The sequence below is a fragment of the Lacipirellulaceae bacterium genome (assembly GCA_040218535.1).
In the GTDB taxonomy this organism is placed as follows: Bacteria; Planctomycetota; Planctomycetia; order Pirellulales; family Lacipirellulaceae; genus Adhaeretor.
The window spans coordinates 521324-536671 of the sequence record JAVJRG010000005.1 but is presented as its reverse complement, the minus strand read 5'-3'; the positions used below and the strand labels follow the sequence as shown (position 1 = coordinate 536671).

The 15348-nt window shown below is 56.5% G+C and carries 12 protein-coding genes and 1 tRNA gene; 8 read left to right on the top strand and 5 right to left on the bottom strand.

Annotated features, from left to right (window positions below):
- Positions 1-15: 15 nt before the first annotated feature.
- The gene (gene devC / locus RIB44_02395; protein ID MEQ8615422.1) at positions 16-1215 is read left to right on the top strand and encodes an ABC transporter permease DevC; all 1200 of its coding nucleotides are present in this window, start codon (positions 16-18) and stop codon (positions 1213-1215) included.
- A gap of 69 nt (positions 1216-1284) precedes the next feature.
- Positions 1285-2436, top strand: coding sequence for an ATP-binding cassette domain-containing protein (locus tag RIB44_02390; GenBank protein ID MEQ8615421.1), 1152 nt, complete (start codon positions 1285-1287; stop codon positions 2434-2436).
- 79 nt (positions 2437-2515) lie between these two features.
- Here the strand turns inward: RIB44_02390 and RIB44_02385 are convergent, their stop codons facing one another.
- Positions 2516-4444: a transporter substrate-binding domain-containing protein gene (locus RIB44_02385; GenBank protein ID MEQ8615420.1), complete on the bottom strand. Its 1929-nt coding sequence runs from the start codon at positions 4442-4444 to the stop codon at positions 2516-2518.
- A 291-nt stretch (positions 4445-4735) separates the two neighbouring features.
- Between RIB44_02385 and RIB44_02380 the strand changes: the two genes are divergently transcribed.
- The gene (locus tag RIB44_02380) at positions 4736-5326 is read left to right on the top strand and encodes a DNA-3-methyladenine glycosylase (protein ID MEQ8615419.1); all 591 of its coding nucleotides are present in this window, start codon (positions 4736-4738) and stop codon (positions 5324-5326) included.
- Between the two features lie 164 nt (positions 5327-5490).
- Here the strand turns inward: RIB44_02380 and RIB44_02375 are convergent, their stop codons facing one another.
- Together RIB44_02375 and RIB44_02370 are read right to left on the bottom strand one after the other, a co-directional pair.
- Positions 5491-6864, bottom strand: coding sequence for a TolC family protein (locus RIB44_02375; protein MEQ8615418.1), 1374 nt, complete (start codon positions 6862-6864; stop codon positions 5491-5493).
- Between the two features lie 75 nt (positions 6865-6939).
- Positions 6940-7461 carry a general stress protein gene (locus RIB44_02370; protein MEQ8615417.1) on the bottom strand — a complete coding sequence of 174 codons (522 nt, stop codon included), beginning with the start codon at positions 7459-7461 and terminating at the stop codon, positions 6940-6942.
- A 236-nt stretch (positions 7462-7697) separates the two neighbouring features.
- On the opposite strand from RIB44_02370, the gene RIB44_02365 reads away from it, so the two are divergent.
- Positions 7698-7770: transfer RNA gene (locus RIB44_02365), tRNA-His, on the top strand.
- A 94-nt stretch (positions 7771-7864) separates the two neighbouring features.
- Positions 7865-9457 carry an alkaline phosphatase family protein gene (locus RIB44_02360; protein ID MEQ8615416.1) on the top strand — a complete coding sequence of 531 codons (1593 nt, stop codon included), beginning with the start codon at positions 7865-7867 and terminating at the stop codon, positions 9455-9457.
- A 16-nt stretch (positions 9458-9473) separates the two neighbouring features.
- Here the strand turns inward: RIB44_02360 and RIB44_02355 are convergent, their stop codons facing one another.
- Positions 9474-10274 carry an undecaprenyl-diphosphate phosphatase gene (locus tag RIB44_02355; GenBank protein ID MEQ8615415.1) on the bottom strand — a complete coding sequence of 267 codons (801 nt, stop codon included), beginning with the start codon at positions 10272-10274 and terminating at the stop codon, positions 9474-9476.
- Between the two features lie 225 nt (positions 10275-10499).
- Here RIB44_02355 and RIB44_02350 point away from each other — a divergent pair, with 225 nt between their 5' ends.
- From RIB44_02350 to RIB44_02340, 3 genes are all read left to right on the top strand, one after another.
- The gene (locus RIB44_02350) at positions 10500-11513 is read left to right on the top strand and encodes a GYF domain-containing protein (GenBank protein MEQ8615414.1); all 1014 of its coding nucleotides are present in this window, start codon (positions 10500-10502) and stop codon (positions 11511-11513) included.
- A gap of 32 nt (positions 11514-11545) precedes the next feature.
- Positions 11546-12268, top strand: coding sequence for a hypothetical protein (locus RIB44_02345; protein MEQ8615413.1), 723 nt, complete (start codon positions 11546-11548; stop codon positions 12266-12268).
- Positions 12269-12748: 480 nt separating this feature from the next.
- Positions 12749-14362, top strand: coding sequence for a hypothetical protein (locus RIB44_02340; protein ID MEQ8615412.1), 1614 nt, complete (start codon positions 12749-12751; stop codon positions 14360-14362).
- Positions 14363-14506: 144 nt separating this feature from the next.
- Here the strand turns inward: RIB44_02340 and RIB44_02335 are convergent, their stop codons facing one another.
- Positions 14507-15148, bottom strand: coding sequence for a hypothetical protein (locus tag RIB44_02335; protein MEQ8615411.1), 642 nt, complete (start codon positions 15146-15148; stop codon positions 14507-14509).
- Positions 15149-15348 lie beyond the last annotated feature (200 nt).

Here is a 15348-nt window from a genome sequence, read left to right as displayed (position 1 = left end):
CATTCGCTTGTTCGTATGCCAACCCTCCGCAAAACACCGCTCGCCTGGAAAAACCTGACGCATGACAAGCGTCGGTTGGCGGTTGCGCTGGCCGGGATTGGGTTTGCCGTGCTGCTGATGTTCACGCAGGTCGGGTTTCGCAAAGCCCTGTTCGCCAGCCAGGTGAAGCTGATCGTCGACCTCGAAGGCGATATCATCCTGGTAAGCAAAGCGAAATATACGCTCGCCGCGGAAAAGCGTTTCCCCAAGGAACGCATCAATCAGGCGAGCTCCTGCTACGGCGTGGCCGGGGCGTATCCCGTTTACTCCGAACTTACCCTTTCGGTGTTAAAGAACTTTGGTGATGGCAAAAAGTCGAAAGGCTATCCGATTCGCTCGATCGGCTTTCATCTCGAAAACCAACCGTATGTCTTTAATGCTCAGGGAATAAGCCAGCAACTACCCAAGCTCCGGCTGCCCGACACGGCACTGATCGATGTCCGTAGCAAGGAGATTTATTTCGACTTCCCGGTCAACGATCCCGCGGAGCTTTCCCAGCAGCCAACCGAACTTGCCGGCCAGCGTTTGCAACTGGCCGGGTCCTTCGAACTCGGGACCGATTTCGCCCATGACGGCAACCTTGTTATGAGCGCCAAGAACTTTGCAAAATACTTTCCCCAGCGCAAGCAATTTGGCGATCCGTTAGAAGTAGTCGACCTGGGCATTGTTCACGTGGAAGAAGGCGTCGATGTCGAAACCGTCCGGTCACGTATCGAAAGCCTTTTGCCCAACGACGTGCTAGTCCTCACACGCGACGGATACCGCGACAAGGAGCGCAACTTCTGGGACGCCAGCACGCCGATTGGCCTGATCTTCCGAGCCGGCACGATCATCGGCTTTATCGTCGGAATCGTGATTTGCTACCAGGTGATTTACACCGACATTGCCGACCACATGTCGGAGTTCGCCACCCTACGGGCGATGGGCTACAAGGACAGCTACTTCGTCCGCATGATCGCCGTCGAGGGGTTGCTCTTGGCAATCGTCGGCTTCATCCCGGGGATGCTCGTCAGTTGGGGCGTCTACCGCTACTTGGCCAATGCCACCGGCCTGCAACTAATGATGTCCACGCCTTCAGCGTTATTCGTTCTGACGTTAACCATCGTGATGTGCATCGCCTCAGGTTTATTGGCGGTGCGAAAATTACTGTCCGCCGATCCAGCGAGTTTGTTCTAACGCCTATGTCATTCCGACCGAGCCCCGCCGACCGAGAAATGACAAAACCGTGAACCGAAGAAGATAGTCATGACTGCCACCGCCAATCTTTCCTTGCCAGCCACCAGCGGCGCGTTTGCCGATGGAGCGCAGCTCCCAAAGACCGTCAAGGTTGCCGGGCTGAATCACTTCTTCGGCGAGGGCGAACAGCGCACGCAGGCGCTCTTTAACAACAACCTGGAGGTGCGTCGTGGTGAAATCGTCATCATGACCGGCCCCTCGGGTTCGGGGAAGACGACGCTCCTCACGCTAATCGGCACGCTGCGCACCGTTTGTGAGGGCAGCCTGCAAGTCCTTGGCAATGAGCTCAACGGTGCCTCCCGCGACGAGATCAACCGTATCCGTCATGACATGGGTTTCATTTTCCAAGCGCATAACCTGTTTGAATCCCTGACCGCTTTCCAAAACGTGAACATGGCCTGCGAACTGCAAGGCATGAAGCGCAAAGAGTCCAAGGAGCGGATCGAGTACCTGCTCACGCGGCTCGACCTTGGGCACCGCATTCACTACAAGCCGAACTCGCTCTCGGGAGGTCAAAAACAACGCGTGGCGATCGCCCGTGGGTTGGTCCACCGCCCGAAGCTCATCCTCGCAGACGAACCGACCGCCGCCCTCGATGAAAAAACGGGCCGCGAAGTCGTCACGCTCTTTCAAGAGATGGCCAAGGAAGAGGGCGCCACCGTCATTATGGTGACGCACGACAACCGCATCCTCGACGTCGCTGACCGGATTGTGAACATGGTCCAAGGCCACATCAAGAGCGACGTTGCCGTGGTCGAAGCGTCGGTCATCTGCGAATTCCTCCGCCAGTACCCACTGTTTGCGGAGCTCACGCCCAATACGCTCACCGACATGGCCGACAAGATGATGGTCCTCCAATCGCTCCCCGGCGACACCGTCATCCAGCAAGGCGACACGGGCGATCTGTTCTACCTCATCCGTGCCGGTAGCGTAGAAGTCATCGTCGAAGAGGGGGGCAAAGAACAAAAAGTCGCCGAGCTAGGCCAAGGCCAATTCTTCGGCGAAGCCGCCCTCATCACCGAGCAACCCCGCAACGCAACCGTACGGGCACTGGAAGAAACGACGTTCTACACCCTCGGCAAAGAAGACTTCCAAGCCGTGCTGAACGAGAGCAAAACGTTCGAGTCCGAGCTGCGTAGCGTATTGGCTGGGCGAACCTAAAAGTGGGCAGGGGGCAGTCGGCAGTGGCCAGTCATTAGCCGGCGAGCTAGGCCTCACCCGGGAATCACCTAGAAAGCTATCACCGCCGCAAAACGTTAATCGGCAACTTCTTCCCCATCATCGGCGTCGCAACCGACGCTGGGTTTGCAGGCTCAACCGGCAGCGGCTGCAACACGAACGAGCTGATATCACGGTTCACGTAACGGCTCTTGAGCGTTTGCAGTACGTTTTGCCGTTTCGCCGCGTCGAGGGCGTTGTTGATTCGCTCTAGCAGATCCGTCTCCGGCTTCGCCACGGCAATGCCGTATTGGTCGACACGCATTCCGCGATAATCCTGCGGATAGTCACTCGACGCAATCGGAATCACCTTGCACGGACGGCTCAAGCGGCGGACTTCTTTTTGGGCGAAGTCGTAGTCGGTGATCACCGCCTCGATTTGGCCGCTAATAAGTTTCTCAAACGCCACTTCCGTACTGGGAACCCGCATCAGGTTGGTCGATTCCGTGAACGCCTCACCAACCGGCTCGCTGGATGTCCCCGCTTGGACGGCAATCCGGCGGTTGTGTAAATCCGTGGCGGTGTGAATCGTTCCCTTCTCACAGACCACGCAAGCCTGCCGAGTCGAGTAGTACGGCTTGCTGAACCGCAGCCCGTATTCTTCTTCACGCTGCGGAGTAATCGTGATGGTCGAGATGATGAAGTCCACCTCGTTGCGATGGACGGTCTCCAGCAGACGATTCCAAGTGTAGCCAATAAATACCGGACGCACCTCAGGCATGGTGGGCATCAGACGAGCCGCCAGCCAGCGTGAAAGCTCGATGTCGTAGCCCGTGAGCTGGCCTTGGTTCTCATCGTAGTAAGCGAACTCACTTTGTGCAGCACACGCCACGCCAATACGAATCACGCCCGTGCTGCGAATCCGATCGAGGCTGTTCGCGTAATACTCAAAATAGCCGATATCGCTGGTGGCCTGCACGACGCCTTGAGCATCCACCGCTTCAACCCGCCAGTAAACCGGTCCATGAGGAAAGCTCTGCGGCAAGCTGAAGTTGGTGAGCCGCGTCGTCCCGGTTCCCACGTGGCTGCTCTTAAAGTCCCGCCGCGTGTCGTAGTGGACACGATACAGCACTTCACCGACTTCGGTATTCTCGAAGTGCCACTCCAAACGCACCGAAGGCAGAAAGACCACCGTCGGATGCCCGGACGAGAGGGTGAACGGGCTGATCAGGCTGATTCGCCGAAACTGCATCGGCGTTAGTGCGGTGAGAAGCTCACGGTTCTGTGGAGCATTCGCACCCGTGAGCATCGTTTGCAACTTATCGTAGGTCACCACCTGGCTGGCGAACTCGCCGAGCGTCTCTTCGAGTTTACGATCACGATCGTCCCGCAGCTCTCGCTTCGCACTGATCACCCGCGATTCTAATTGTTCGAACTGCGAATCAAGCTGCTGAGCCCGGCTCTCCAAACGTTGCTTGGCGGTTTCGATCTTGGCGATTGCCGTATGCGTTTGCACAAGCTTATCGTCCATTTGATCGAACTGCGAAATGCGATGCTGGGCGAGCCGAATATTGTCATGCACGTCATCCAGCACATCCTCCGTCTCGCCAAGTTTCTCTACCGTTTCGACGAGCACCGGGCTGCTGACCACCTCCACCCGTCGGGCGACCATATCTTCCAGCATGTCTTGGAAGCGAAAGAGACTGAGCGTGCCAATCAAAAGCAGTCCGGCAACGGAGCCGATACCGATCCGGGTGATCCACTTCTTGATATCGATCAGACAGTCTTGCAGCACCTCGCGACGGGCGAGCTGGAACATCCGATCGTCGAGATCCTCACGCGGCGGCGCGAAGTACTCGTGGCAACGCCAGCACTTCTTCGCGTTAACGCTAATCGTCTCATAGCAGTAGGGACAATGCCGCGACTCCTCACCCGCTAGCACCTGCGCCGCCGAAATCTCCGACGGCTTTCCAATAACATTCAGACCAGCCTGTTCACGAGCAGGTTGCATGGGACGACACGATCGAGATGAGAGTAGAGTCTTCGAAAATGGCTTCAGAAAAGCGCTTCATCAATCGTGATCGGCAGGATGTGCGTTCGATCTTGCGGATAAGTGCAGAGAGGTAAAATAGGGAGCCTCGCAGTTGCTAGCGTTGACCAGCGTGTCATTTTGACCGAGCTTCCAGCCACCGAGGAATCCGGTTGGTAGCAGTGTTGAGTCATCAAGAGTGCAAACCGGATTCCTCGGTCGGCTAGCCTCCCGTCGGAATGACACAATTTATTGATTCGGAATTCCTGAAGCATGCTCACCCACAAATGGTTCGCCCGCCCCGCCCCTGAAGTCGCTCGCGATCTCATCGGTTGCCGCCTCATCCGCCAGATCAACGGCCTGAAGACCGAGGGAACCATCGTCGAGACCGAAGCCTACCAAGCCGGCGACCCCGCCACCCATGGACATCGCCGCAAGACGAAGCGCACGGCGGTAATGTTCGGCCCGGCGGGGTACATCTACGTCTACCTCATCTACGGCATGTACCACTGCTTCAACATCGTCACCGGCGACGATGGAGAACTGAGTGCCGTGCTGATTCGCGCCGTCGAATTCGACACTGCCCTGCCCTGGCACGCTCAGCAGTCCAGCGGAAAGATCGAAAGAATCGCCGCCGGACCGGGGAAGCTGTGCAAGGCACTCGAAATCGACCGCCAGATGACCGAATCGCCACTTGGCAAGCAAACGGGCATTTGGGTTGCACAGAGACTAAAGAGACAAGAAGTTCAATTGAGCAGCAATCCGTCACTCATCGTGAACACGACGCGAATCGGCATTAGCAAGGGCGTCGAAAAGCGGTGGCGCTGGTACCTAAAGGATTCGCCAGCTGTCTCGAAAAGGTAGCTACGTTCGCCAGAACGTGGATGAATCTGAAAGCGTCCGGGTGGCTGGGGACAGCTTGAGGCTGCCCCCAGTTGTTTACTCTTTCCTCGAAGCTAGAAAACTGGGGGCTCGCTCCACTCGTCCCCAGCCACCCAATCGCAACATGAGGTACTCAAGTGGCGGCTCTACTTCCCACACCGCATACAAGCCCCGTCGCAGCACCCTTCCGTGCAGAGGATGCGTGTGTACCCACACTCCTGACCAAGCACGCCCTGAGCCATCCGTAGTTTCACGCGGGCGATCTTTAGGTTGGCGATCTGCTGTATAAGCTCGCCCTCAGCGTCGAACAGGCGGCTCCGTTCGCGACTGATCTCAAAGATCGTGATGTCGTCGACCTCACGCTTTGCTTCCAAGCGATACAGTGCTTCACGTCGGTCTTCGACGGCTTGGCGTGCCAAGGTCACGCGTTGCTGCTGCAACGCAACTTTGTAAGCCGCGTTCTTGAGTTCGGCCGAAGCCAGTTGCTCCGTGTCGGTCAGCAAAAGCGCGAGTTGCTTACAGCGAACATCCACCTCATGGTCGCTACATCGAATGCAACGCAAACGGTGAATCCAACCCTCGGTCGGTTCAACCGAGCCGAGCGTCGAGTCGGCAATGTTCAGCACACCACGGGCAACACGCAGCGTTGGCTTCTCCAGTTTGCAGAGCACAAGCTGTAGGCCGCGAATGTCAGAGCGATGGGCCATTCCCTGTGCCACTTCACCAGCCACATCCAAGGGAGTGAGGTCGGGTGCCCACTCAAACGTTGGCCAATAGAATTGGTACTCGTTCGAGCAACACGCTAACAGCTTTTGCAACTGGCCGTTCAACTGCAAACGAGCGTAGTTGGCTTGTAACCGACGATCGTGCAGAGCGTTGATCACAATCTCTACTTCCCCGCGATCAAGCCCTTCGGTCGGCAGATCCTTCTCGACGAGAGCGTCAATCCGGGCCAGCGATTGCTTATTCTCTTCAATCGCACGATCGAGATAATGCAGCCGTGCTTCCAACGCTGCCAAGTTGTAGTACGCCTCCATCGCGGCGGCGGCAGCCTCGGCTCGCAGATCGTACTCATGCAGCACGAGCAAGTCGCGGTTGAGGCACAGATTCTCACGCACGATCCGCGAATCGCACTCGATGATGGTCGTCGCCCAATGCTGTTCGAGCTTCACCAGGTTAGCAAGGTTGGCGTTCGTCGCGGCGTTGCACTGACAGGTGGCTGGTTCGAGCAGACAGAACGTCTCGCTCGGGGCGGGCAACGGCTGCAGAATGCTAGCATCGTCGTAGACGGGCACCGTCGCTGCCACATCGGGCGGCGTTGCCGGCGGGAAAGCCGGTTCGCAAACGCACGGCGCCGTCGGCGTCGGCGGCAGGCAACACTTCGAGGGGCAGCTACACCCCGAGAGAAGCGTTCCACACGTCAGGATTGCAAGAATGAAGGGAATCCGCAGAAGCATGATATTCGTCGTAACGGTAGGAACCTGGCCTGGCTTGTTACGTATCGAATACCGATGGTGCATCTGACAACAGATGCCAGCAATTTTCCGCGTATGTCGCTCGGGGGGAGTTTAACGGTTAAAGCAACCTAATGGGTATTAGCCCTCTAGCAACGAAATCGGCTCCGCTCCCGCATCCTTGAGGATCTGTGCTGCTTGGTCGAGCCGCTGCTTATCGCGATCGGCAGGCTCGACGGAAACCAAAATCTTCCCTTCGGTCACCGCTTGATCGAAGTAGTCTGCCGGCTCCTTATCAAATCCGCGCTCAACCATCGCACCGGCAAGTCCACCAACAACGCCACCAGCAAGTGTGGCCGCAAACGCCCCAGCAGCTATTACGGGGATTCCGGCCACCGTGGCAAGACCGGCCAAGGCCATCAGCCCGCCTAACGAACTCCCCAAGGCTCCGCCAGCAATCGCGGCAGTCGCTGCCTCCGAGTTGTTTTCTACCTCGGAGAGATCATCGGAGAACTCTTGTGCTTGGTGCTTATCGCTGCAAAGGACCGAGACTTCCTTATCAGTGAACCCAGCCTCCTTCAGCGAGGCAACTGCCTGCTCAGCTGATGCTACGGTCTCATAGACACCAATACGGATGGGACGAATCGTTTCGGGCTCAGGCATGCGGGCGATCTCCTTGAAGCGGGCAGCAGACGAAGTGCCCCATGTTTGTGAATCTCTGTTGAACCTTTTCGTTATCTGACCGCTCATCATTTTGCGTGTTTAACGGGACTATTCAACCGCTAGACACCAGTTCTGGCCATCCTGAACGTCTTGTCATCAGTCCCTCAGCCCCTTAAACTGGGCGATTCGCTGAGGCATTTTGACCGTCAAAAGCGTGTCGGTGCCCCGGCTAACCTCCTGCTGTAGCTCAGTTGGTAGAGCACTGGATTGTGGATCCAGAAGTCTTGGGTTCGAGTCCCAACGGCAGGACTCTTGGCAGCGGATGAGCCTGAAGCCTTTCAATCAATGAGAAGGCGTTAGGCTCATCCGCTGTTTTCATGCCCCTAGTGGATTTGGCATCTTCATGGCGAAAAAGAAAGTCCTGCTCGTCGTCATCGATGCCTTGGCGACCCGTGTCATTGAGCCAGCTCTTGCAGAGGGGAAACTCCCCAACTTGGCGAAACTCGTCGAGGCGGGCCACTTCGTGCCACGCTGCACGCCCGCGTTCCCTTCCATCACGCCCGCCGCCACGACCACCATCGCTACAGGTGAGTATCCGGCAAGGCATGGGATTCTCGGCAACTACTGGTACGACGAATCGCAAGACAAAGTCGTTTACTTGGGCGACGATTTTTGGGTGCTGATCAACAAAGGCTTCGGCGAGTTCTTTCGCGATTACGTTGAGCAACTCAATTATCAGCAACTGCGTGCGAAGTCGATTTTTCAACTCATCGAGAAGCACGGGCTTGAAACTGCCTGCATCAACTACCTCTGCATTCGCGGCGAAGTCCCCCATGAACTGAACGTGCCGCTGCTGTTGCAACTGCTCCCAGGTGCCAACTTTCCGGAGAGAATCAGCGGCCCACAAAAGCTCTTTCTGGGCGACTTTATCTCCTCGGCAGTTTCTGATCAAACAAGCGAGCCACCGCGAATCGACGATACGATCTTCAGCCGGTATGGATTCAACGACGCAGCGAGCGGGAAGTATCTGCTATCGCTCGCGGAAGCTGAGGAACTGCCCGATTTCACGCTCGCCTATTTCCCTGACAACGACTACGCCAGCCACGACCACGGCCCTGAACAAGCGTTGGAAACCGTCGTCAAAGTTGATGAATGTCTCGGACGCTTCGCCGTTGCACGCGATGGATGGAAAGCACTGTTGGAACAAGTCTCCGTCTTAGTCACTGGTGACCATTCGCAAACGGATCAATCCGAATCGGAAGAGGAACGCGGCATCCAACTCGAAGAACTGCTCGCTCCATTCTCACTCGCAAAAGCAGGCACCAGTTGGGACAGAGAAGAGGACCTGATGGTCTGCCCCAACATGCGAGCGGCACAAATCTACTTACGCGAGAACCAAAAACAGTTACGGCAAGAGATCGTTGAGAAGCTACTCTGCGATAGCCGCGTCGATCAGGTCTTCTGGCAATCGCCGAATGACGACGACCCCGAATCACGCGAGCGGTGGACCATTGCTACCCGAGATCGCGGTGAGTTGAGCTTTTCCCACGCCAACGATCAAGGAGGGGCTCCCACCGACGAATACGGAAATCGCTGGCGACTGGACGGCAATCTGGAAGTGATCGACGCTCGGCTCGAAGCGGATGGAAAAATCGCCTATGGAAACTACCCCAACGCCCTCGAACGCATTGCCCTTGCTTTCACCAGAGAGTCGGGCGATCTCTGGGCAACGGCAGTTCCCGGGTGCGAGTTCATGATCCCAGACACTGAACTTCACGAGAGAGGTTCGCACGGCTCGCTCCACACGTTGGACAGCACTTCGCCGTTGATCGCAGCGGGCCTTCCTCTTGAGATGGAGCTGCCAGCGAATCCGCGGAGCGTCGACATCTTGCCGCTCTGCCTGCAGATTCTCGACGTGCCAACTTCACGCGAAGTAGGAGCGGGGCATCTAGCGGTTCCCCTGCTTACTCCGCAGAACCAACCTTATCGCGAATAAGTTTCTATCGGCAACACTACTGCAGCAACTGCCAAGCCGTCACCGCCACGCCCAGCGGCACGAGGTAGTAGGCAAACATCGCCAGCCGCCCGGCTTTCACCCAGCGGATCAGCAGCGACAGCGCGACGAGGCCCACGATCATCGAAACGAAGAAGCCGAGCGTCAGCAACCCGATCGGCGTCCCCGTGGTGCCTTCCTGGTAGGCTTCGATTCCTTCCAGCAGTCCGCCACCCCCAATCGCGGGAATGGCCATCAGAAACGCAAACGTTGCCGCCTGCTCTCGCTTCAGTCCGCTGGCCAAACCACCGACGATCGTCGCCCCGCTGCGCGAGATGCCGGGCAACAGAGCGCACGCTTGCAGAAGGCCGATCTTGAGCGACTGCCCGGGAGTCAGTTCGGTGTACTCGCCGTCGCTTGGTGTTTGTCGCGAAATCCACCACAGCGCCGCTGCAGTAATCGGAAACATCAAGCCGGCCAGCAGCGGGCTTTCCAAGACCGTTTTTTCCAGGCTCTCTGGCAGCCCTTTCTTGATTCCCAGCCCGAGGATCACTGCAGGGATTGTTGCGATCACCAACGGCGTGATCGCCCGCTTGTCTTCGGTGAGCAGCCGAAGAATTTGACGCCGGTAAAAAATCAACACTGCCGCCAAAGTGCCTAAGTGCAAGACCACGCTCACCTCGACGAGGTCCTTCACCGGCTCGCTGCCCAATGCCTCCAACACGGCATTGGCAACGACCAAATGGCCGGAGCTACTCACCGGGAGAAACTCCGTGAGCCCCTGCACGATGGCCAGCAGAATGATTTCCCAAGTCGTCATCAATTGATCTCGTTGTCGTGTTCGCCAGCAAACGGGGCCTTGTATTCGTTAGAACCGCCACGGGATGAACCCTTCGGCCAATCCTTTTAGCAAGGCACTATAATCACAGCAAGAAGGCCTGTCTGCGGCTTCTCGGTGCTTGCAGGTGCAGATACACTAGAAACTGGAACATTCTTCGATGGCGAGCGAACTCTCGCCCACCCCTCGTTTCGGTCCGCACGCACTATGGGCATCCGTTTCGCCTGCCCCAATGGGCACAAACTCAACGTCAAGGCTGAGCTCGCCGGCAAGCGTGCGATCTGCCCTAAGTGCAAAACGAAGCTGCTGATCCCTACCCTTGAGGAAGCAAACGAAAACAGCGCCGAACAGAAGGCGCCCGCAGAGCAGCCCGCATCAACTTCTGAACAACCGGCCGCTAAACAATCAGCTCCTCAACAGGCAGAGCCAACGCAGCCGGAAGCCCCGACATCGGCTGCCCCAGAGACCGGCCCGACCGACCTTGATCAGTCGATCTACATTCCTACGAACGACGCAAAGCCCGAAGCTACGGAAACTACTCCGCAGGAGCCTTCGCCAGCCGAACCCTCCCCGCCGGAGCCACCCGCGCCGCCAGCCCTTGTCGAAGAGCCCCAGCCTGAAGAGCCAGCAACCGAAACGGTCTGGTACGTCCGCAGCGCAACCGGCGAGCAGTTCGGCCCGGCCGGCTCCGAGGCGATGCGAGAGTGGATCGAACAAGGCCGTGTCGCCGCCGACAGTTGGACGTGGCGCACTGGCTGGGAAGATTGGAAGCCGGGCACCGAAGCCATCGCTGAGGTTAACGCGTCCAACCCCATCGCCCCGCCCGTTGAGCCCGCAGCTGCGATGGGCGCTGCCGCAGCAACGTTGAGTGAGCCCTCGGTTTCCGTTGCTTCTCAGAATCCGTTCAAGCAAGAGAAGAGCCCAACCACCGGCGCCGCGGAAGCGCGACGTTTGGCCAGAGAGAAGAAGAAGAAACGCAACCAAATCATCACGATCGTGCTAGCCGTGCTGACGCTCGCCCTCGGCGGCGTGCTGGCCTACGTCCTGTGGCCAAAGTCGCTGGAAACTCCCAAGCCGCCAACCAACTCAACTGAGCGAGTCGCTCCCGTCGCAGAGCCAGAGGAAGAGATAGCCGAAGAAGAGCCCATCGAAGAAGCTGATGATGAAGAACTTGAGGATCTTGAGGAAGACCTTGAGGAACGCTCAGGAGGCACTTTTTGAAACACGAACCTCGATCACCAAGGAATTAAGATATGCCCTCCCTCTCCAAGAAACTGAATAAGAAAAAAACGAACTACGCCATTACGGCGCTGCTACTCGCTTGCGTCTTCGCCGTGCCAACAGTTAGCAGTGCGCAAACCGATCCGGCCCAAACGGAAGCACAGCCGCAAGCGGGGAGCGAAACGAAAGAAGAAACCAAACAAAAGCTACAAACGCTGGAACTGGCCGACGGCGCTCTGACGCTCTCAATGCCCGCCGAGTGGAAAAAGGTCCAACCCCGCAGCCGCATCCTCAAGCACGAGTTCTCGATCGCCCCAGCCAGATCTGACGACAAAGAAGCGAAAGAACCAACCCCCGGCCGCATGACCCTCATGAGCGCCACCGGCGGCGTCCAAGCCAACGTCGCCCGTTGGATCGGCCAATTCAAGAATGCCGACGGCACCGGCCTACAAGCCCTCAAGCCCGACGACAAGGGCAACCCACCTGCCGCTGACAAAGAGGGCGTCTACGTCGAACCCATCAAAGGCGACGGCGTCGAATCCACTCTGGTCGACCTCCGCGGCACCTTCGCCGACTCCCCCCGCGGCCCCTTCGGTCCCAAAACGGACCGCCCCGGCTATCGCATGCTGGGCCTGATCATCCCCACCAAAGAACACGGCACCTGGTTCGTCAAATTCTACGGCCCAGCCAAACTGGTCAACGCAAAGGCCAAGGCGTTTCGTACGATGGCGAAGGGAGCGAAGTATAGTCCTTAGGTCATGCTTACCGCTCTCTGCGTCTTGATGATCTGCACGTTTACGTGCTCTGGCCTTCTGGCTCTCTGGGCTTCAACTAGTCAACGGCATTGGTTCGTGCGGACGGGGGCATTTCTTGGGGTACTTGCACCCTTACTATTGATCCCTGCGTACGAATTGCTGGTAGCCTTGTTGGTACAAGGAGCAGTAGTTGCACTTGTCATCTCAATTGTCCGCGGGTTACAGCGTTGCAAGGACCAAGAAAAAAAATCTACTCCTGACAACGCGGAATACGGAGCGCTCGATTTTCTTCTAACGGTCGTACTGTGTGCTTATACCGGAGCGTTCTTAGCGAATTTGACAAATCTAGAAATCAATGGGCCCGCTTGGCAAGGCGCTTGGTTTGTTGGACCTGCTTTAGCGTTGTTTGCATTGGGGACTCTCGTTTACCGCTGGGATAAGCGTCGCCGACGGTCTACACGGCAACCTAAGGAACGCATTGTGTCATTACGATTCGGGCTAGCGGATCTGTTGCTGGGAATGATCGTTCTTTCGTACCTGGCTGCGATAGCTGCGAGGCTACCCTCTCTAGATCTCAACGAAGTTGCGTGGGGAAATGTCGTAAGCATTGGCGTGTCTGCCGCCGTGTGGACTTATCTCGCCTGGGTGACTGTCGTCGTCAAAACGAGCCACCGATGGCTCGTTGCAGTTGCTTGCATCTTTTTCACGATACTATCAGCCATTCTTTTGGCACGCTTCGACTACTTCGTAAACTACTTTGCAAGCCAAACCTATGGTTGGCCTCCGGTCGAACCCAACTGGCCGTCATTAACGGCTGGGGATTTCATCAAACTACGCTCGCTGAATCAACAGAACTTTGCTTGGTGTGTCGTTGCCTCTTGCTCATCGATACTGGTAGCCCTTTGGCTATGTGGATTTGTCTATGCGAGTAGCCAGAAGCCTCGAAAGAAAGCTGCTACTTTCACCTTCCTATCTGTATCGCTGATCGCAATGGTTCTTCCGCTATTGGCCACCTTTTGGCGATTCGTCGATCCACCTGACGCACCAGAAGTCCAGCTCCCAGACCCTAACGGATACGACCGACTCGTTGCTTTGGCTACACAGACGCAAAACTCGACGATCAACGACTCCATCTACGGCTTAGTTGTTGCTCCAACCCCTGAGAGAGAAAAAGCGGTTGCGGAAGTCGAACACCAAGTCAGGCAGGCCCGGGAAGCTATGCGATTGGATTCGGTCGTCCCAATCGATTATCAAACGCGGGTGAACTTGTTTACCAACACCGACTACTTCGCAGACATCCAGGCTTTGCGAAGTCTAGCACGTTGTTTGTCTGAGGTCGCAAGCGTTCATGCCGTGAATCGAGAATGGCAAGACGCTTTGGAGGTCAACCTGGATCTAGTCGACCTAGGGCGAAAGACGGCTAAGGGCGGCTTAGAATCTCATCACCTGATAGGGGCATCACTGAATCGAACCGCGTACTATCAGATCTGCGAGATTCGTAACAGACTGAACGCGCAACAAAGAACACAAGTCTGCCAACGAGTAACTGCTCATCTACTCTCTAGGGAACCGATCCAACAGATCGTCAAACGCAACCGTAACTGGAAAGTGCTAACCTCAAGCTGGATGGGTAAACTTCGCATTCACCTTCAAGAAGTTTTTGAAGACGCAGATTCTTATTACGCCAATCACCTTATCGAGGTATTCCGAACAGAAGAAATGGAAGCCCGCATGCTACTTGCAGCGATGGCAATCATCGACTTCCAAGAGGCACACAATGCACTTCCAAAGATGCTAGAAGAGACAAAGCCAATTGGTGGAATTGACTCCTTAGTAGATCCGTATGACGCCGAAAGAGGTTTACTCCGCTACCGAAGACTTAGCGATGAAGAGTTCTTACTCTACAGCCTTGGCAGAAACGGTACTGACGAAAACGGCACCTACGAACTCGATGACTACGAGGGTGACGTGAAGGACATCACACTCGAATCACTTTTTGAGCGTGACCGCCTCGAAGCCGAAGCTTTTGCTGATGAAGTAGATGCTCTTGACAAAGAATCCGCCGCAGACAAACTCGAAACAACCGAAGAGTAGCCCTACTCATCCTCTACGGCGGCGCAACCACGGTCTGATGAATCGATCGTAGCACGGGCGCGGACACTCGCCAAAGGCCACCACGAGCATGCGCCCCTGGCTACATGCTGGCGCCGCTTCGCGGCTATTTCCCAACACCGTCGCTCAAGTATCTGTCTGCACCCACAACACGCGGTCGTTCTCTACCGCTCCGGTGACCATCGGGAGGAGGCATTCGAAGAACATTTCCCGCGGCGTGTCCTCACCTTCTTCCAGCGTGGCGAAGTGGCTCTCGACTGACTTCACTTGAGTTGCAAGCTCACTGAGCTCCTCACCAGCAAACACGGAATACATGGGGTACACGCCACCGTCACTCGGCTTGCCGTGGTACCGGAAACCGCTGTTGCCGAACTTCGGTTCCGCCATCAGCGAAGCCCCTTGCGCGGCAGCGATCTCCGCACAATCCCAGTAGATGCTCTCGTAGTCAGACATCTGCGGGTCGAGGCCGATCTCTTCGCCCGGCTCGTCAAAGAACAAATCGTGGAGCCGATCCCAAACCAGCGCGTTGTCGAGCGAAAGGTCCGAGTACCAGTCAGGCATGGCCAGTCGCTTCTTGATAAACGCCGCTAACCCCTCTTCATCCGTTGGCCACAATTCTCGATCCGACTCTTCTTCGACATCCTCCAAAAAGTCTTCCAACTCTTCGAGAAACGCTTCGGCAAGCAGCGTTGCCTGTTCATCAGAGGGGTTGGTGATGAGTTGTTCAAACTTCGCCCGATCTAGGGTCGAGAGAAAGTAACCAGCCATGATTGGTCGTGCCTTGGGTTCATTTTTTAAGAAGTTGTTTCAAAAATCGTAACCCGAAGCGTAAGCGAGGGAAAAACCCTAAGAGCACGGCCCCTCGCTCACGCTTCGGGTTACGAGAACTGATTACTTAAACTGCTACCAGTGAAAACGATCGAGGCGAATCAAGGAAGAGCCCAGATTGTAGCCGACGTTTCGTCGCT

Excerpts from the sequence above, each read along its gene's own strand:
- devC (MEQ8615422.1), top strand. The coding sequence starts at position 16 with ATGCCAACCCTCCGCAAAACACCGCTCGCCTGGAAAAACCTGACGCAT.
- RIB44_02390 (MEQ8615421.1), top strand. The coding sequence starts at position 1,285 with ATGACTGCCACCGCCAATCTTTCCTTGCCAGCCACCAGCGGCGCGTTT.
- RIB44_02385 (MEQ8615420.1), bottom strand. The coding sequence starts at position 4,444 with ATGCAACCTGCTCGTGAACAGGCTGGTCTGAATGTTATTGGAAAGCCG.
- RIB44_02380 (MEQ8615419.1), top strand. The coding sequence starts at position 4,736 with ATGCTCACCCACAAATGGTTCGCCCGCCCCGCCCCTGAAGTCGCTCGC.
- RIB44_02375 (MEQ8615418.1), bottom strand. The coding sequence starts at position 6,864 with ATGCACCATCGGTATTCGATACGTAACAAGCCAGGCCAGGTTCCTACC.
- RIB44_02370 (MEQ8615417.1), bottom strand. The coding sequence starts at position 7,461 with ATGCCTGAGCCCGAAACGATTCGTCCCATCCGTATTGGTGTCTATGAG.
- RIB44_02360 (MEQ8615416.1), top strand. The coding sequence starts at position 7,865 with ATGGCGAAAAAGAAAGTCCTGCTCGTCGTCATCGATGCCTTGGCGACC.
- RIB44_02355 (MEQ8615415.1), bottom strand. The coding sequence starts at position 10,274 with ATGACGACTTGGGAAATCATTCTGCTGGCCATCGTGCAGGGGCTCACG.
- RIB44_02350 (MEQ8615414.1), top strand. The coding sequence starts at position 10,500 with ATGGGCATCCGTTTCGCCTGCCCCAATGGGCACAAACTCAACGTCAAG.
- RIB44_02345 (MEQ8615413.1), top strand. The coding sequence starts at position 11,546 with ATGCCCTCCCTCTCCAAGAAACTGAATAAGAAAAAAACGAACTACGCC.
- RIB44_02335 (MEQ8615411.1), bottom strand. The coding sequence starts at position 15,148 with ATGGCTGGTTACTTTCTCTCGACCCTAGATCGGGCGAAGTTTGAACAA.